This is a genomic window from Providencia manganoxydans (genome assembly GCF_016618195.1).
Lineage (GTDB): Bacteria > Pseudomonadota > Gammaproteobacteria > Enterobacterales > Enterobacteriaceae > Providencia > Providencia manganoxydans.
In genome coordinates this window covers 1,595,118-1,611,738 of sequence record NZ_CP067099.1, presented here as the reverse complement: position 1 = coordinate 1,611,738, position 16,621 = coordinate 1,595,118, and the positions used below count along the sequence as shown (strand labels likewise).

The 16,621-nt window shown below is 39.9% G+C and carries 20 protein-coding genes and 1 other RNA gene; 9 read left to right on the top strand and 12 right to left on the bottom strand.

All coding sequences use genetic code 11. The features are described from left to right. Position 1 precedes the first annotated feature (1 nt). Positions 2 to 385 carry an autonomous glycyl radical cofactor GrcA gene (gene grcA, locus JI723_RS07095; RefSeq protein WP_070930026.1) on the bottom strand — a complete coding sequence of 128 codons (384 nt, stop codon included), beginning with the start codon at positions 383 to 385 and terminating at the stop codon, positions 2 to 4. A gap of 444 nt (positions 386 to 829) precedes the next feature. On the opposite strand from grcA, the gene ung reads away from it, so the two are divergent. Continuing rightward, positions 830 to 1,510 (top strand): uracil-DNA glycosylase, encoded by a 681-nt coding sequence (gene ung, locus JI723_RS07090; protein ID WP_070930025.1) that lies wholly within the window; start codon positions 830 to 832, stop codon positions 1,508 to 1,510. Positions 1,511 to 1,559: 49 nt separating this feature from the next. Here the strand turns inward: ung and grpE are convergent, their stop codons facing one another. Next, a complete protein-coding gene (gene grpE, locus JI723_RS07085; RefSeq protein ID WP_140180259.1) occupies positions 1,560 to 2,144 on the bottom strand; it encodes a nucleotide exchange factor GrpE in 585 nt (194 codons plus the stop codon). A gap of 101 nt (positions 2,145 to 2,245) precedes the next feature. Between grpE and nadK the strand changes: the two genes are divergently transcribed. From nadK to bamE, 3 genes are all read left to right on the top strand, one after another. Beyond that, positions 2,246 to 3,145 carry an NAD(+) kinase gene (gene nadK / locus JI723_RS07080; RefSeq protein WP_070930087.1) on the top strand — a complete coding sequence of 300 codons (900 nt, stop codon included), beginning with the start codon at positions 2,246 to 2,248 and terminating at the stop codon, positions 3,143 to 3,145. A gap of 85 nt (positions 3,146 to 3,230) precedes the next feature. Further along, a complete protein-coding gene (recN, locus tag JI723_RS07075) occupies positions 3,231 to 4,892 on the top strand; it encodes a DNA repair protein RecN (RefSeq protein ID WP_336193510.1) in 1,662 nt (553 codons plus the stop codon). A gap of 112 nt (positions 4,893 to 5,004) precedes the next feature. Beyond that, positions 5,005 to 5,478, top strand: coding sequence for an outer membrane protein assembly factor BamE (gene bamE, locus JI723_RS07070; RefSeq protein WP_272581215.1), 474 nt, complete (start codon positions 5,005 to 5,007; stop codon positions 5,476 to 5,478). A gap of 193 nt (positions 5,479 to 5,671) precedes the next feature. On the opposite strand, the gene JI723_RS07065 is transcribed toward bamE, so the two are convergent. From JI723_RS07065 to JI723_RS07045, 5 genes are all read right to left on the bottom strand, one after another. Then, entirely contained in the window at positions 5,672 to 5,890 is a 219-nt protein-coding gene (locus JI723_RS07065; RefSeq protein ID WP_272581216.1) for an IS3 family transposase, read from the bottom strand. Between the two features lie 7 nt (positions 5,891 to 5,897). After that, entirely contained in the window at positions 5,898 to 6,617 is a 720-nt protein-coding gene (locus JI723_RS07060) for an IS3 family transposase (protein WP_337979959.1), read from the bottom strand. Next, a complete protein-coding gene (locus JI723_RS07055) occupies positions 6,515 to 7,021 on the bottom strand; it encodes a helix-turn-helix domain-containing protein (RefSeq protein ID WP_337979884.1) in 507 nt (168 codons plus the stop codon). The genes JI723_RS07060 and JI723_RS07055 overlap by 103 nt, the downstream gene beginning before the upstream one ends. Positions 7,022 to 7,100: 79 nt before the next feature. Beyond that, positions 7,101 to 7,394, bottom strand: coding sequence for an RnfH family protein (locus JI723_RS07050; RefSeq protein ID WP_272581218.1), 294 nt, complete (start codon positions 7,392 to 7,394; stop codon positions 7,101 to 7,103). After that, positions 7,387 to 7,821: a type II toxin-antitoxin system RatA family toxin gene (locus tag JI723_RS07045; RefSeq protein ID WP_217495512.1), complete on the bottom strand. Its 435-nt coding sequence runs from the start codon at positions 7,819 to 7,821 to the stop codon at positions 7,387 to 7,389. The genes JI723_RS07050 and JI723_RS07045 overlap by 8 nt, the downstream gene beginning before the upstream one ends. 154 nt (positions 7,822 to 7,975) lie before the next feature. On the opposite strand from JI723_RS07045, the gene smpB reads away from it, so the two are divergent. The 5 genes from smpB to JI723_RS07020 all read left to right on the top strand — a co-directional run bounded on the left by smpB (position 7,976) and on the right by JI723_RS07020 (position 12,172). Beyond that, the gene (smpB, locus tag JI723_RS07040; RefSeq protein WP_070930020.1) at positions 7,976 to 8,458 is read left to right on the top strand and encodes an SsrA-binding protein SmpB; all 483 of its coding nucleotides are present in this window, start codon (positions 7,976 to 7,978) and stop codon (positions 8,456 to 8,458) included. A gap of 48 nt (positions 8,459 to 8,506) precedes the next feature. Next, positions 8,507 to 8,870, top strand: a transfer-messenger RNA (tmRNA) gene (ssrA, locus tag JI723_RS07035). Between the two features lie 386 nt (positions 8,871 to 9,256). Continuing rightward, positions 9,257 to 9,622, top strand: coding sequence for a GtrA family protein (locus tag JI723_RS07030; RefSeq protein WP_004912862.1), 366 nt, complete (start codon positions 9,257 to 9,259; stop codon positions 9,620 to 9,622). Beyond that, positions 9,619 to 10,557, top strand: a complete 939-nt coding sequence (locus JI723_RS07025) for a glycosyltransferase family 2 protein (RefSeq protein WP_109911406.1) — start codon at positions 9,619 to 9,621, stop codon at positions 10,555 to 10,557. The genes JI723_RS07030 and JI723_RS07025 overlap by 4 nt, the downstream gene beginning before the upstream one ends. Continuing rightward, positions 10,550 to 12,172, top strand: coding sequence for a DUF6056 family protein (locus JI723_RS07020; protein WP_337979883.1), 1,623 nt, complete (start codon positions 10,550 to 10,552; stop codon positions 12,170 to 12,172). The genes JI723_RS07025 and JI723_RS07020 overlap by 8 nt, the downstream gene beginning before the upstream one ends. Positions 12,173 to 12,228: 56 nt before the next feature. Here JI723_RS07020 and JI723_RS19900 read toward each other — a convergent pair whose 3' ends face one another. From JI723_RS19900 to JI723_RS06995, 5 genes are read right to left on the bottom strand one after another with little or no spacing between them, the layout of a single operon-like run. Then, a complete protein-coding gene (locus JI723_RS19900; RefSeq protein ID WP_420704847.1) occupies positions 12,229 to 13,746 on the bottom strand; it encodes a phage baseplate protein in 1,518 nt (505 codons plus the stop codon). A 5-nt stretch (positions 13,747 to 13,751) separates the two neighbouring features. Continuing rightward, positions 13,752 to 14,411 (bottom strand): DUF2612 domain-containing protein, encoded by a 660-nt coding sequence (locus tag JI723_RS07010; RefSeq protein ID WP_337979882.1) that lies wholly within the window; start codon positions 14,409 to 14,411, stop codon positions 13,752 to 13,754. Beyond that, a complete protein-coding gene (locus tag JI723_RS07005; RefSeq protein ID WP_337979881.1) occupies positions 14,408 to 15,595 on the bottom strand; it encodes a baseplate J/gp47 family protein in 1,188 nt (395 codons plus the stop codon). Before JI723_RS07005 ends, JI723_RS07010 begins: the two co-directional genes overlap by 4 nt. Then, complete coding sequence (locus tag JI723_RS07000; protein WP_219246850.1) at positions 15,588 to 15,932, bottom strand: contractile injection system sheath initiator; 345 nt, start codon at positions 15,930 to 15,932, stop codon at positions 15,588 to 15,590. The genes JI723_RS07005 and JI723_RS07000 overlap by 8 nt, the downstream gene beginning before the upstream one ends. Next, positions 15,929 to 16,621 carry a Gp138 family membrane-puncturing spike protein gene (locus JI723_RS06995; RefSeq protein ID WP_337979880.1) on the bottom strand — a complete coding sequence of 231 codons (693 nt, stop codon included), beginning with the start codon at positions 16,619 to 16,621 and terminating at the stop codon, positions 15,929 to 15,931. Before JI723_RS06995 ends, JI723_RS07000 begins: the two co-directional genes overlap by 4 nt.

Genomic DNA, 16,621 nt, shown 5'->3' with positions numbered 1-16,621 from the left:
ACTACAAACTTTCAGTAAAAGTACGAGTAATAACATCACGTTGCTGCTCTGGTGTCAGTGAATTAAAACGCACTGCATAACCAGAAACACGAATAGTTAACTGAGGGTATTTTTCAGGATTTTTAACTGCATCTTCTAACGTTTCACGACTTAAAACGTTAACATTCAGATGTTGGCCACCTTCAACACGTACAGTCGGCTTAACTTCTAAAGGAACTTCACGATACTCAAACGTACCAAGTTCATCTTTAGCAACGATTTGCCCTTCATTATAATCAGCTTTTGCACACACACAGCGTGCTTCATTTTTTTCTTCATCCAGTAACCAGAACGAGTTTAATAGCGCTGCATTATCAGTTTTAGTAATTTGAATACCAGTAATCATGTCGACCTCCACTTTCAGGTAGGATTAAGATCAATCCCATAATTTAACTGTCGATTATATATACTCTAAATAGTTCAAGATGCAGGTAGGCAACAAGCAAAGATAGCCAAGGAGCATAGATAACTATGTGACTCGGTTAGCTAAGCGCAGTCAACAACCCTGCATCTTGAAGTATGACGAGTAAAATTGGTCTAACCAATATCTCTACACACTATATACCAGCTAGCCACCACAGCTTCCTTGATATTTATCAATAATTTCGAGTGGCAATTAACCGTTAATAGGCCAACACCCTGTTTTAAATCAATTTTAACAAATCACTTAAATCAATATTTTTTACTAATATTAAAAAATATTTGAAACCAATTAATGAAAACGGGACTTTATCTCTTACAATCAAACCAGTAAGCTTATAGCTATAATTTGATTGTTATAGGAATTTTCATGGCAAATATCCCAACTTGGCATGACGTCATTGGCTCAGAAAAAACACAAGCCTACTTTACTGATACGCTCGCCTATGTTGCTAATGAACGTCAGAAAGGAAAAATCATTTACCCACCACAAGCAGATGTATTTAATGCATTTAGATACACCGAACTTGCCGATGTAAAAGTGGTTATCTTAGGCCAAGATCCGTACCATGGCCCTGGGCAAGCGCATGGTCTATCTTTTTCAGTTCTTCCTGGCATTAAACCACCACCATCACTGGTTAATATGTATAAAGAATTAGAAAAAGATATTCCTAACTTCCAACGTCCCGATCATGGTTATCTGCTCAGCTGGGCTCAACAAGGTGTTCTGCTACTCAATACCGTGTTAACTGTCGAACAAGGCAATGCCCACTCACATGCCCATCTAGGCTGGGAAACATTTACTGATAAAGTTATCGCCGCTATTAATGAAAATAGAGAAGGTGTCGTTTTTTTACTGTGGGGCTCACACGCTCAGAAGAAAGGCCGCATAATTGATAGCAAACGCCATCATATTTTAAAAGCCCCACACCCTTCACCACTTTCAGCACACCGTGGATTTTTAGGCTGTGGACATTTCTCACAAACCAATCAATTATTAGAGCAACAAGGGCTTACGCCTATCAATTGGCAGCCAAAAATTGACAATTAATTTTTATAGATACAAGAAACCGGGTATAACACCCGGTTTCTTCGATATATTATTTAGAAACGATAACCATTGCAGGCCGCAATAAACGACCATTTAACACATAGCCTTTTTGCATAACATCAATAACTTGATTTGGTTGATGCTCAGGTGATTCAATCATCGTCATTGCTTGGTGCACTTCAGGGTTAAATGCGACGTTCGATTCTCCAACCACTTCAATACCAAACTTACCAACAGCGCTTAGGAAAGTTTTCAGCGTTAAATCCAATCCTTCTACCATTGCTTTTGATGTTTCACTTTCATGATCAGCCGCTTCAATAGCACGCTCTAAATTATCGATAACAGGCAACAGCTCATTTGAAAATTTCTCAAGTGCAAACTTGTGCGCCTTCTCAATGTCTTGTTCTGTACGACGACGAATATTTTCAATTTCAGCATGAGCACGAAGCATTGCTTCACGCTCTACTTTTTGAGATGCTGCAAGTTGCTCTTCAAGCTCAGCAATACGCGCTGCCAACGCTTGCACTTCTGCTTGTTGATCTGCCGGCTGTGCTTCTTGCTCTAGCTCCGATTTTTGTGCTTCATTTAGCTCAGGGGCTTGCTCATCATGCATGTTTTGTTCTTTACTACTCATGAATATCTCCGCGTATTTAGCATTAATCCCATTTATTAGAGTATTATGGGGATATAAAACAGGGATTCAAGGGAAGTCATGTAATGAGAGGCCAAAAAAATATGCGTAAGGACAAAAGCTCGCAAAAGACACTTTTTCGAACTATCGGTATTGTTGGCCATCCGCGCCACCCCGAAGCTTTGGCGACCCATGAATTAATCTATAATTGGCTGTTATCCAAAAACTACCACGCGATTATTGATAAACAAGTTGCCAAAGACTTAAAACTCCATAATGCTAATACTGGGAACCTCACCGAAATCGGTCAACAGGCTGATTTAGTTATTGTTGTTGGCGGTGATGGCAATATGCTTGGGGCCGCTAGGATCTTATCTCGCTACAATAATAAGGTCATTGGCATCAACCGTGGAAACCTTGGTTTTCTCACCGATCTTGACCCCGATAACGCGCTACAACAACTTTCTCGGGTACTTGATGGCGAATACCATGAAGAGCAACGTTTTTTACTCGAAGCACAAGTCATAAAACCTAATCAAAAGGCCCGCAAAAGTAGTGCAATCAATGAGGTCGTATTACACCCCGGTAAAGTCGCTCATATGATCGAATTTGAAGTTTACATTGATGAACGTTTTGCATTCTCACAACGCTCGGATGGGTTAATTATTGCAACCCCAACAGGCTCTACTGCTTACTCTCTTTCTGCTGGTGGCCCTATTCTTACGCCTAATTTAGATGCTATCGTTTTAGTACCTATGTTCCCACATACACTTTCGTCACGCCCGCTAGTAATCAGTAGCAACAGTAGCATTCGTTTGAAATTTCTACGCACTAATATTGACTACGAAGTAAGTTGTGATAGCCAGATCATGTTACCAATACAAGATGGAGAGGAAGTCATCGTACAACGTAGTAACAAAAACCTGAATCTCATTCATCCAAAAGATTATAATTATTTCAATACGTTAAGTTCAAAATTAGGATGGGCTAAAAAAACTTTCTAATTTTTATCATCTGCCTCTTTACTGTATAAAAAAACAGGATAAACTGTATAGAAACACAGGTGTGTATTTTCACAGGAGAGCGCAGATGCTTACCCAACTTACCATTAATAATTTTGCTATCGTTCGTGATCTTGAAATTGATTTTCGTAGCGGTATGACCACTATTACAGGTGAAACTGGTGCAGGTAAATCTATCGCTATTGATGCACTAGGCCTATGCTTGGGTAACCGTGGTGACGCCAATATGGTACGCCCTGGTGCACAACGTGCAGACCTCTGTGCGCGCTTTTCTTTGATCGATGCTGATAGCGCAGCAAAATGGCTCATAGACCATGAATTAGACAATCATAATGAGTGCCTATTACGCAGAACCATTACACTTGATGGTCGCTCACGAGGTTTTATCAATGGAACCGCTGTTCCTCTTTCCCAACTACGTGAACTCGGAGCTCTGCTTATTCAAATTCATGGGCAACATGCTCATCAGCAATTACTCGATAATACGCATCAAAAATCGCTTCTTGATGCCTATGCTAATCAGCAATTTTTACTCACACAAATGAAAAAGGCTTGGCAGCAATGGCATGACTCTTGTCAGCAACTTGCCCTGTTTCAAAAACAAATGCAAGAACGCGAATCACGCCAGCAACTGCTTGAATATCATTTAAAAGAATTAAGCGAATTCTCACCTGTTCAAGGTGAATTTGAAACCATTGAGCAAGAATATAAACAACTCGCAAATTATGGTCAGTTTCTATCGCTTGGGCAAAATGCTGTACAGATCATGTCTGATAATGATGATGCCAATATTTTGAGTCTACTTAATATGGCTAAACATGAATTAGCTGAGTTAGCTTCTTTAGATAATAAATTTTCAAACTTATTAGATATGTTGGAAGAAGCATCAATCCAAGTCAGTGAAGCAAGTGATGAACTCAGACACTATTGTGATCAGTACGAGTTAGATCCTAATCGACTGTTTGAACTTGAACAGCGCATATCGAAACAAATTAATCTTGCTCGCAAGCACCATATCGTGCCAGAGGCATTGCCAGAGCTTTATCAACAGCTTCTTGATGAGCAAGAAAAAATAGCTAATCAAAATGAAGATTGTGAAGCCCTTAGTGAACAAGTTCAACGCGACCATCAACAAGCCATTCTCTGCGCACAGGAGCTTCATCAGGTGCGTATTGAATTTGCACAAGAGCTAAGCCAGCTTATAACAAGCAGCATGCATCAACTCTCTATGCCTCATGGTCGTTTCACTATTGATGTCAAATTTACACCTGAACATTTACAGCCAGATGGTGCAAGCAAAGTTGAATTTAATGTAACAACAAACCCAGGGCAACCTCACCAAGCACTCGCTAAAGTCGCCTCTGGTGGTGAGTTATCACGTATTGCACTAGCAATTCAAGTTATCACTGCGAAAAAAATGGATACTCCAGCACTGATCTTTGATGAAGTTGATGTTGGTATTAGCGGACCAACAGCCGCAATTGTGGGTCGTTTACTTCGTGAGCTTGGTGAGTCAACCCAAGTGATGTGTGTCACACACTTACCTCAAGTTGCAGGTTGTGGTCATCACCATTTTTATGTCTGCAAAGAAACCAATGGTGTTGAAACCGAAACACATATGCAATTACTTGATAAAAAAGCACGTTTACAAGAACTCGCTCGCCTGCTAGCGGGAAGTGAAGTGACTAAAAATACGTTAGCAAATGCAAAAGAATTGCTTGCAGCGTAAATTTTGACAACTTTTTTGCTCTCATATGGTCTTAGAGTCAATACGGAAGGTTTTAAATTGTATCAATGTCGATTATCATTGATGTTCTGACTCCAAAAGGAATGAGATATCCATGCGTTATAAACTGTTAACTGCTGCTGCACTATCACTCGCATTAATGTCATCGGGCTGTTCAATGATGGAACGTTTGGTCTATCACCCTGACATTAACCAAGGTAATTACCTGACAGCGAAAGATGTTGCTAAGATCCAAAAAGGAATGACTCAGCAACAGGTCGCTTATACTTTGGGCACACCAATGTTAACCGACCCGTTTGGTACTCAAACTTGGTACTATGTTTTCCGCCAAGAACTTGGTCATGATCCGGTTAAACAAGAAACATTAACTCTCACATTTGATCGTAACGGTATACTAACTGACATCAAAAATGAGAAAAATCTTTCTGCACAAGAAGCAATGGAAGCAAAAGAAGCTGAAAACACCCAGCCAGCTGTAGAAGCAGAGCCAGAAAGTCAGCCGAAAGCTGTCGAGCCTGCAACTGAGCAGCAACCAGCCACACCAAGCCAAAAATGGTTAACCAACTAAGATAACTTAGGTTATTTATTTTATAGCTTGTTAACCGTGTTGAGTAACTACCTGCTTAAAACAGGTAGTTATTGCTATTTACCTAATTCAAAGTTCTCTACTTACCAATCTTTTTTCTAACTAACCAATTTTTGAATAGCACAAATAAAAAAACCGAGAAATGAAGTGACCCCATAAAGTTGGACACTTTTAGTTAAGCGGCTTGTAAGGCCTGATTTCGATATTCAATCGGAGTCAGGCCTTTTAATTTGGCTTTGATCCGTTTGGTGTTGTAATACTCTATGTATTCGCCAATTTTATCAATCAGTTCATCGGCATCTCGAAAACGATATCCATGATACATTTCCGATTTCAATAGACCAAAAAAATTCTCAGCAACGGCATTATCTAAACAGTTACCTTTCCTTGACATACTTTGTTTAATTCCAATTGTCCCTTAACTGTTTCTGGTAGTGTTTGTGCCGATATTGCCAACCCTGATCACTGTGTAAGAGTGGTTTTTGAGCTTCTCCTAATCGAGATAGCCCTTTTTTTAGCATCTCTGTGACCAACGTTAAACGTGCATTTTTAGCCACTTTATAAGCTACAACCTCTTGGTTATATAAATCAATAATAGGTGATAGATACACTTTTTGTTCATTCACTTTAAATTCAGTGACATCTGTTACCCACTTTTCATTCGGTTTAGTCACTTTAAAATTTCGTTTGAGATAGTTAGGCGCTGCTTTACCCACATCTCCCCGATATGAACGATATTTCTTCGGTCTGACTGTCGATTTTAAATTCAGTAATCCCATTAATCGCTGAACCGTTTTGTGATTTAATGTAAACCCTTCATTTTTCAGTGTTAAATGGATGCGCCTGTAACCGTAGCGACCTTTATGTTCATGATAAATCTTTTCAATACGTTCGAGTTCGATTGTATATTCTTTTGGTTTTTTTAACTCTCTAACGTGATAATAGAACACACTTTTTGCTAGTTTCGTAGCATGAAGCAAGTGTTTGAGTGGATATTGATTTCTTAGGGCTAAAACAATTAACGTCTTTTCTTTGCTTGCCGTCGTTTTATTTGTTCCAACTCTTCCAACTTTTTTAGCACAGCATTTTCTGCACGTAAGTAGGCAACCTCTTCTTTCAATTCTTCAAGTGTCTTTTCATCGTCAGGACGAGTAGTTATTATTTTGGAGAAGTCCATAGGCTTTCTTCCTCTTGAGCGACACTCTAACCCTTTGAACCCGTATTTATCATATCTATCAAGCCAGAGAGATAGAGTGCCAGTCGTAGTTAAGTTAAGTACGGCACTAGTGTGACCGAGAGACCAGTCATGTGTCCACATAAGTTTTATGGCTTGTAACCTTGCTTTTGCACAACGTAAATGAGGTGTGGGCTGGAAAGCCTTATTACCATGAATAGTCACGACTTGAGCCCAATATCGGATCTGCCGAGAAGAAATATCATATATTTTTGAAAGTGCTTCTGATGATTCCCCCGATAGGCATTGATTTGCGATAGCAATTTTTAAATTCCGATTATATTTAGACATAAAAAACCCCCAGTAATTGGTTGTCCAACTATTGGGGGTCACTTCAAAACTCTCGGTTCAAAAATACGTAAAAAGATAATTATTTTTTATTATCTTTAGATTTTTCAGCTCGCTTACGGCGCAATTCTTTAGGATCTGCAATCAAAGGCCGATAGATTTCAACTCTATCCCCTTCTTTCAAAGTATCACTTAACTTAACCGGACGACTGAAGATACCAACCTTATTTTTTTTAAGATCGATATCGGCTCTTAATGCAAGAATACCAGAAGCAATGATTGCATCCTCAACTGTTGCACCCTCATTAATTTTTACAGCCAATAAATACTGCTTTTCAGGTAAAGCATAAGTGACTTCGATATTTAACTCAGACACTGTATATATCCTTTGCTCGGAGCGTAAATGCTTGAACCATATTATTAGCCAGTTCTTTGAAGATTTTTCCAAATGCAAGTTCAATGAGCTTATTAGTAAATTCAAAATCAAGATGAAACTCAATTTTACAGGCATCTGCACTTAAAGGAATGAAGCGCCAGCCACCAGTTAACTTACTAAAAGGCCCTTCAACTAGCTGCATATGAATACGTGCATTATCCTCTAGCACATTTTTTGTGACAAAGGTCTTACTAATACCTGCTTTTGAAACCTCAACCGATGCAGTCATTTCATCATCACTATGACTAATCACACGACTACCTACACACCCCGGTAAAAAACTGGGATATGCAATAACATCATTAACGAGCTTATACATTTGTTCTGCACTAAATGGTACTAACGCAGAGCGACTAATCTGTGGCATATCGATTCCTATCCCCAAAAACTGCCTATATATTACCACTATTGATTGGTTAAACAAAAAACAAAACAGATTGAGCACAATAAATGCACAATCGGCATATTTTTAAACGTTGAGAGATTTATTTCACTACAGCTTACAGTATAATGACCAAACTATGACAAAGAAAAAAGCTTATAAACCCGGTTCGGCAACAATTGCCATGAACAAACGTGCTCGCCACGAATATTCTATCGAAGAAGAGTTCGAGGCTGGCCTCTCCTTACAGGGTTGGGAAGTAAAATCACTACGTGCTGGTAAAGCAAACATTGGTGATAGCTATGTCTTACTTAGAGACGGTGAAGCATACTTATTCGGTGCCAACTTTACTCCGTTAAACGTTGCATCGTCTCATGTTGTCTGTGATCCGACTCGTAGCAGAAAGCTGTTACTAAACCAACGGGAGCTTGACACCCTTTATGGTCGAGTAAACCGTGAAGGCTACACGGTCATTGCATTATCCTTATACTGGAAAAATGCGTGGTGCAAAGTCAAAATTGGCGTTGCAAAAGGTAAAAAAGCGCACGATAAACGCTCAGATATAAAAGATCGCGAGTGGCAATTAGATAAAGCACGTATAATGAAACATTCTAATCGCTAAGTTCTAGCTTTTTAGAGTATTTTTCTGTTATACTGCGTTCAACAACTTGGGGCTGATTCTGGATTCGACGGGATTTGCGAAACCCAAGGTGCATGCCGAGGGGCGGTTGGCCTCGTTAAAAGCCGCAAAAAAATAGTCGCAAACGACGAAAACTACGCACTAGCAGCTTAATAACCTGCTTAGAGCCCTCTCTCCCTAGCCTCCGTTCTTAGGACGGGGATCAAGAGAGGTCAAACCCAAAAGAACTCGTGTGGATGCCTTGCCTGGGGTTGAAGCATTAAATTTAATCAGGATAGTTTGTTGGTGGCGTGTCTGTCCGCAGCTGGCAAATGAAATTAAAGACTAGACTAAGCATGTAGTACCGAGGATGTAGAAATTTCGGACGCGGGTTCAACTCCCGCCAGCTCCACCAAATTTGGTGGGTCAGTGATAGGACAACAGTTTTAAAAACAGGAAGTTAGCAAAATCAGTTGGACTGAACACTGGCAACATTAAGACTAGAAAGTGCACGTGAAATGCACGCGCATTTGAAAGTTACTAAAAGCCCACTTCGGTGGGCTTTTTTATTGCTTTCTGAGTACACCTACCAAAATATAAATAGTTCGTAGTGGTACTGTAGTAAAATCCCATTTCCCCTATTTTATAATATAGGCTTGCTTTTCCGCCTCACAATTTGGTGGAGAATAAAGTAAGACTAACACGACATTTCACATAAACTCTCCTTATCAGTTTGCTGCATCAGTAGGTATATTCAGGTATACTAAATTACTTATTCTCTTCTCAATACGAATGATTGAAATGATTAAGTTATTCACTAAATACTTTTCGGTTGGAATTTTAAACACTCTTATACATTGGTCCATTTTTGGGCTACTGACAGTGTTCCTTTCAACCTCTCAAGCTATAGCTAACTTAATAGGCTTCATAGCTGCTGTCAGTTTTTCCTTTTTTGCTAATGCAAAATTCACGTTCAAAGCTAAAGCGACTACAGCACGATACTTATCATTTACCTTATTTATGGGGCTATTAAGTTATTTGACTGGTTATGTTTCAGACCAGCTACGATTCCCCCCTATCGCAACTTTAATAATTTTTTCTTCGATTAGCCTCGTATTAGGTTTTCTTTACTCCAAAATCTTTGTTTTCAGAGATACTCCACAATGAAAATATCATTAGTAGTGCCCGTTTATAACGAAGAAGAAGCTATCCCTATATTTTATAAGTCAGTAAGAGAACACCCGATTCTTAATCAATATGATATCGAAATAGTCTTCATAAATGATGGAAGTAAAGACAGCACTGAAAATATTATCAATGCATTAGCTATTGCTGACCCTTTAGTGCTCCCTTTAAACTTCACGCGAAATTTTGGTAAGGAACCGGCTTTGTTTGCGGGCCTTGAATACGCAACTGGAGAAGCTGTAATACCTATTGATGTAGACCTTCAAGATCCTATTGATGTTATTCCACAGCTCATAGATAAATGGCAACAAGGCGCAGATATTGTTCTCGCAAAAAGAGCTAATCGTACTAGTGATACATGGTTAAAACGCAAAACAGCTGAATGGTTTTACAAGCTCCATAATAAAATTAGCGCGCCTGAAATTGAAGAAAATGTTGGCGATTTTAGGTTGATATCTCGTCAGAGTGTCGAATATATAAAATTATTACCTGAGCGTAATTTATTCATGAAAGGTATCCTTTCATGGGTGGGTGGAAAAATTGATGTTGTTGAATACAACAGAGCAGAAAGATCTGCTGGAGAAAGTAAATTCAATGGCTGGAAATTATGGAACTTAGCCTTAGAAGGTATAACGAGTTTTTCTACTTTTCCATTACGCGTTTGGACTTACATTGGTTTATTTGTTGCTTTTGCATCTTTTATCTATGGTGGTTGGATGATGGTAGATAAATTAATTTGGGGTAATCCTGTTCCTGGTTATCCTTCATTACTTGTTTCTATTCTATTTTTAGGTGGAGTTCAGCTTATTGGTATTGGTGTACTCGGTGAGTATATTGGTCGTATTTATACTGAAAGCAAAGCAAGGCCTAGATACTTGCTAAAAAAGACAGATTATATTGAGAACAAAAATGACTAACTACTTAAAACGTATTAATTTAGGCTACATAAGTGTCCTAATTGTCTTTTCGCTTATTTTTTTAGTCGAATACTATACACCTATGCATTCTGATGACTATGTGTATTATATTAAAGGAAATTCATTATCTGCTCATGTATCTCACTACCTTTCATGGAGTGGAAGATTTGTATCAGACTATTTTAGCACTCTAGTTCTTACATCAGGCTCTAACATACTAAAAAATAGTATGATTGCATTTGTATTAACAATGATGATCTTTTTAATTACTAAAATAAGTAGTAACTCTGACACAAGTAAAAAAACATTTTTTTTACAGTTTATTGTTTTATTTTCAATTTACTGGGTTACAAACCCAGCTCTTGGTCAAATTGTTTTTTGGGTTGTTGGTGCAGCAAATTATCTTGTCACAAATTTATTTATTGTTATTTATCTTTATTTTTTATTTCGTTATCTTGATGATAAAAAGTGTCTAATCCCTCTCATAATCAGTTCTTTTTTTGCTGGATGCAGTAATGAAAATACGAGTTGGATTATAGTTGCCATTTCAGTAATTACCTCCTGTTATGTTTTTTTTAAACATAAAAACAGACTTATTATCTTTTCATCTGTACTTGTTATACTTGGGTTTGTAACTTTGATTTCGAGCCCTGGTAATTTTCATCGAGCCGCTCTTTTCACTGACTTTTACTCCCTCAGTACGATAGAAAAAATCACATATTTTTTATCGGATAAACTTTCACATTCATTTACTAAAACGTGGGGTGTACTAGTTGCTTCATTACTTTTGCTGCTAACTTATGTAGGTGAAAAGAAGTCAAAAAGCTTTTATCTTTCATTATTGTTTATCGTATTAGGCTTTTTAAGTATATTTTCCATGGTTGCATCCCCAACATTTCCTACTAGGTCTTTGAGTGGCGCTCACCTTTTTTATGTTATTTCATGCTCCTTTTCTATTGGATACGCATTTAGTATGAAAAATAAAAGAGGAATCGCAATTACATATTTTATTGGTATTTTAACTCTTTGTGGTTTCATTTTTTCATATATTCAAATGGTCTATTCATATAATGCAATAACGACTCAAGAGAAAATAAGAATTTATGCAATAAACGAAGAAATAATTGGTGATTCTAAAACCGATAAGATACCCGAGTATTACTATCCACGCTCTTTCAGAGGTGGTGACGAAATGGATTTATATCATAATCCTAATGCAATGGCTGAATACTTTAACATTAGCCATCCGATTGAAACCTATAAAATAGACTATAACTACGCAGTTATTTTAGATGGGATAAAATTGCCACTACCTAATGTAACAAATACAAATGTTTCAAATCTATTCTTAGGTAAAGATAGATTTTTGAAAGGAACAACTATAGTCCTACAACTTGTTGATAACAAAAAATTAATGTCAAATGAAAGCTATAGAATAATAGTAATGGATGACAAAAACAAAATACATACTGAAGAGAATAACAAGATAGACTCTATTTATGGTATGAATTTAGTTGGTTTCACTATTCCAGTTTCACCTAAAAATATAAAATCCATTAATTTCATTGTAGATATGGATAACAAAAAAACAATTGAACAACAAGTGATCTTTTAATTTAAGTGTGGTGTGCATATTACAATGCACGCCACACTTTTATTTATTAATATCACTTAACTTAATCGATACCACCCCATCAGCATGATATAGGCGTTGGTAACTGTTAAGGCCGTTCCTGAACCGAGGTTTTCCGTGTTACCTGAATAGGTATGCGTATGCGCTCCACTATTAGACGTTTCACCTGACCATGTTTTAGATGCGTTAAATACATATTTATAGCCACCAGTAGTGTTATTACCATTATAGCCGGTTCCCCCGTTAGCAAGACTAAAAGCGCCTGTTGCCATGGAGTGAATAGCATTATCACTCCGGATATATCCAAACTCCCCCGTAATATTCATTGTCCCACGTGTGTGGGTATACCCTCCACTTGAAACAGTTGTACCCGAATACTTAAGTGATACCGCAGGAAGGTGGCCTTTACCTATAGTAACTGAATCCGAACCACCAGTTGTTAACACATTCGCACCACTTGCAGCAGCTAATCGAATGGTTTTATTTTCGCCGATGTACTGCCATTTCGTACCAGGGAATAATGTATTGGGGTTCTTATTTTGTGCAAACCACACCACAATACCAATAGGGTAAATAGTATTAAGATTGACCGCATTTTGTAATGCATCGGTGACAGCCTTCTGGCTCATCACGTTCGTTGTTGAACCGCCCGTTGATTGGGTGACACTGCTCGTATTGAGCTTAGTATTAAGCCCGTTATTAAGCGCTGTGTTTGTTGCATAATCCCCCGACGGCTGATAACTGCCTTTTGGCTGATATCGTGTATCCCCTTCGGCCTTGGTGTAACTTTCACCTTTAAGTGCATAATTACCCGCCGGGGCATAGTTACCCTTAGGCTGATAGTTGGTATCAGACTCCGCTTTAGAATAACTATAGCCCGCGGCTTGATAGCTGCCTTTAGGTTGATACTTACCATCGGTCTCAGCCTTGGTATAGCTATCCCCTTTTAAAGCATAGTCACCTGATGGCTGATAACTGCCTTTCGGCTGGTATCGCCCATCGCCCTCTGCTTTAGTGTAGCTTTCACCTTTAAGTGCGTAGTTGCCTGCGGGGGCATAATTGCCCTTAGGTTGGTAATTAGTGTCAGATTCGGCTTTAGAATAGCTGTAACCTGCAGGCTGATAGTTGCCTAATGGCTGGAAACGCTTGTCAGACTCCGTTTTGGTATAAACATTGATATCACCGGCGCTTAAATCGGCTTTCAGTTCCTGCCATGCTGTGCCTGCGACAGGTTCAACATTGTTATTTTCAATCTTCGACTGCCACGTTTTGTTTTTATGATAAACAATCGCGCGGATTGGGTATGGCTTGCCTTCTGTCGCCCACTTAGGGAAACCAAAGCTCTGCAACTCGCCTATCGCTTCCGTGATATCGTGAAATATCCCATTCATCTTCTCACGTTCAATATCTTTCGCGGCAGGGTCAGTTTGTTGGTCACGCTCATAATCGTAACTATAGCCTTGCGTGTAAGAAACTGCGCCATCGGCTTGCACATCATCAGGAATAGAAGTTCTATCCCCTTGTGTTGCAAAGGGGATTTTAAAGATTTTTGTCATGAGTTTTAAGCTCCGAAATTACTGCTAAGGAAGTTTTTACGGTGTTGGCCGTGACCGAAGGCTTTTTTCGTCACGATACGGTATTTGACACCCACACCCGATGGGCGAGGCATAAGATCAAAGTTTTCAAGAAGGACCCGTAATCGTTCATCTGGATTGAAATTAAACACGTAATACAGATAGGTCATATCGAGCGGATCAAGCACAAATACCTTGCTATCGTCCTGCCAGAAGAACCGTTTAAGAAATTCGTTAATATTGATGACCGTTGGGCTTTGCGTAAGGTTAAAATAGCGCATACGCACGATGAGGCGCTTTTGGTCGACAGTCAGCGATAAGGTGTAATCGGCATTACGTCGAAAGTTGGCTTTAAAATTAGCGTTCTTTTTACCGAAACCAAAGCCGATTTTGGTTTTATCACTCGGGGGAACATCAATTCCCAATGGCACATCAAGAATACGCGCCCAAATATTTAGCCCAAACTCGTTCGCAGTATCGATATTAAACACATCACGGTACCAATCACGCCAAAACTGGACGGTGGATTGTTCAAAATACTCCGCTTTGTATTTGGCTAACGCCTTAAGATTTGTCGCATCCTCATATTGCCAAAGGATCGCCTTTAATAAATCAGAGTGAAAATCAAACGATTGGATTTTACTCATACCAACACCACCTGTACCGCACTGCGTTTGAGCCTTGCCACCTCATTCATTTTGATTTCATAATTATTTGAAGACCAGGCTTTGCCATCCGTTGAAAGTTCGACACGTGTAATAAACAACCGAGGCTCGACGGCATTGATACCGGCTGATATTTCGAAAGGTGATACATCGCGCCCCACCACTAAACCGCCCTCACCATCGATATCCCCATTTGCCCATGACTCAACCGCAGAAGGAATAATGGTTTGTGCATCCACCGTGGCTTTTTTCACCGTTACTCGGCAAAACAAAACAATTTCTTTCGCCCTATCAAATTTAACGGGATAAATTTGGCCGCTGATGTTTTCCAATACTTCAACTTCTTCACTGCCGTTAAAAGCCGCACCCAGTGTTTTTGTACGCAGTAGCGAACGGGCAATCGCCTCTTTATCGCCCCCTTCAACACACACATAAATGCTATGGGGAACTAACGTGATCCCATCAAACATCATCGGTTGGTCAGTGTAGTTTTCTCGATACGCTAACGAACGCACACCTTCTAACTCATACAGTGCCGAAGTAATTGCTTCCCCCACACTGACGGTGTTTTTGGCTAGCGTCTGCTTGCGTCGTCGCCGTGATTGTAGGTCTGATTCGGCATCTCGCCCCAACACCGCATTGCTGGGGTTATGAACAGTTTCCCAACCTAATACCGAACTGGCCACTTTATTGAGTTGACCCACACCGCACTCAACCGCCCCTGTTTCAATGGCGCGCATATCCCCTGTTACTGAGCCATCTTTACCGATAATTAAGGTTTTGGTGGTTTCGAATAAGTCACCATTCAGCGTGGCCGCTTGTGACCCCTTAGGGATGATAGTCTCGGCAATACCCGTGAATTTCACCTGTGATAAAAAGGAGTGAGTCGCATCAAAACGCTGCCCGCCCATTAAGGCCCATATTGCATCAAGGAAAATGCCACCGGCTAAATCGGGGTTAATTTGATTGGCCAACTCTGCATTATTGCGCACAACGGCGTCCCGATTTTCGACCTCCATGGTGATCAATGCGCCTTGCGGGGTTTCGGGATTAACATCTAAATCCTGACCAAACACACTTCTATATTCGCTTTCGACATCATCACGTAATGTGCTGGTATCCGGCACAATTACACCCTGTGACGTAATATATTGATAATCAGCCATTAAGCGTTATCTCCCCATAAATGGTCTGGATCACCGCGGTATAGTTCAGCGAGTTATCGGCGATTAATGCCGAAAATGACACCACCGATATCACATCATCCAACTCACGCAGCCGGTCACGAAACGCCGCTTCAAATAACGGAATATCCGCTTGCCGCCCAAAGGTGGTTTTCCAGTAAGGAATCCCCATATCGAGCTTATGCAACATTTCACCACGGAGTGCTTTGACGTAATGCTCACAACGGTTTTTTGATGCCCGTTCACCACTCACAATCGATAAATTTCCGTCATTGCCAAGATGGATGTCGTTATTGCTGTCGACATTAAATGTTTTCATACGGGGACTCCTGAATTGCTATTACCACTTTGAATACCGCTGTGTTTATGTGTTGAGCCGATATCTTTACCGTTGTGTTTCATCGTACCGCCGTTTGAATCGCTGTTACCGTTTATAGCCTGATTACCATTAACCGTAACATTGCCGTTAAAGGTGGTTTCGGGCACATTGACTTCAAGAACGGGCGAATCTAAAACCGCTTTACCCTCATGCAGTGACAAACATACGGAGCCATCCATGGACTGAATCACCAAGGCATCCGTATTTTTGCCATCAATCAACCAGCCTTTAAGTGTGTCAGGGAAGAACATCGCATCGCTAAAGGTATGTAAACGAGCCGTATTCGGTTCATCCTCTAAGCCGCCACGCTGAAAGATTAAGCTGATATCACGGTCATTGGCTTTTAACCAACCGAAATCACCCGCCTTGATCGGCATACGGATAAAAAAGCCCCCGCCACCAAAACGAAAAACGGGAATATTCGGTACTGGTGCACGCCCGACTTTTTGCCCCTCCGTCGATACCATCATGACGAGTGGCTTAATCACCGCGCGGTTAGTTTTATCGTCATAGCTCACTACTGTCGCGGGGAGCATGTCGTCAATATTCATCAATAGGCTACGAAACGCAGCCATAAACTGCCCTGCCAAGCTGCCTTCGCTAGCAATATCATTATTGGGTTGGTTCAT

Bases quoted from the DNA above. Each gene is read 5' to 3' on its own strand.
- grcA (WP_070930026.1), bottom strand. From the start codon at position 385: ATGATTACTGGTATTCAAATTACTAAAACTGATAATGCAGCGCTATTA.
- ung (WP_070930025.1), top strand. From the start codon at position 830: ATGGCAAATATCCCAACTTGGCATGACGTCATTGGCTCAGAAAAAACA.
- grpE (WP_140180259.1), bottom strand. From the start codon at position 2,144: ATGAGTAGTAAAGAACAAAACATGCATGATGAGCAAGCCCCTGAGCTA.
- nadK (WP_070930087.1), top strand. From the start codon at position 2,246: ATGCGTAAGGACAAAAGCTCGCAAAAGACACTTTTTCGAACTATCGGT.
- recN (WP_336193510.1), top strand. From the start codon at position 3,231: ATGCTTACCCAACTTACCATTAATAATTTTGCTATCGTTCGTGATCTT.
- bamE (WP_272581215.1), top strand. From the start codon at position 5,005: ATGCGTTATAAACTGTTAACTGCTGCTGCACTATCACTCGCATTAATG.
- JI723_RS07065 (WP_272581216.1), bottom strand. From the start codon at position 5,890: ATGTCAAGGAAAGGTAACTGTTTAGATAATGCCGTTGCTGAGAATTTT.
- JI723_RS07055 (WP_337979884.1), bottom strand. From the start codon at position 7,021: ATGTCTAAATATAATCGGAATTTAAAAATTGCTATCGCAAATCAATGC.
- JI723_RS07045 (WP_217495512.1), bottom strand. From the start codon at position 7,821: ATGCCACAGATTAGTCGCTCTGCGTTAGTACCATTTAGTGCAGAACAA.
- smpB (WP_070930020.1), top strand. From the start codon at position 7,976: ATGACAAAGAAAAAAGCTTATAAACCCGGTTCGGCAACAATTGCCATG.
- JI723_RS07030 (WP_004912862.1), top strand. From the start codon at position 9,257: ATGATTAAGTTATTCACTAAATACTTTTCGGTTGGAATTTTAAACACT.
- JI723_RS07025 (WP_109911406.1), top strand. From the start codon at position 9,619: ATGAAAATATCATTAGTAGTGCCCGTTTATAACGAAGAAGAAGCTATC.
- JI723_RS07020 (WP_337979883.1), top strand. From the start codon at position 10,550: ATGACTAACTACTTAAAACGTATTAATTTAGGCTACATAAGTGTCCTA.
- JI723_RS19900 (WP_420704847.1), bottom strand. From the start codon at position 13,746: ATGACAAAAATCTTTAAAATCCCCTTTGCAACACAAGGGGATAGAACT.
- JI723_RS07010 (WP_337979882.1), bottom strand. From the start codon at position 14,411: ATGAGTAAAATCCAATCGTTTGATTTTCACTCTGATTTATTAAAGGCG.
- JI723_RS07005 (WP_337979881.1), bottom strand. From the start codon at position 15,595: ATGGCTGATTATCAATATATTACGTCACAGGGTGTAATTGTGCCGGAT.
- JI723_RS07000 (WP_219246850.1), bottom strand. From the start codon at position 15,932: ATGAAAACATTTAATGTCGACAGCAATAACGACATCCATCTTGGCAAT.
- JI723_RS06995 (WP_337979880.1), bottom strand. From the start codon at position 16,621: ATGAACCAACCCAATAATGATATTGCTAGCGAAGGCAGCTTGGCAGGG.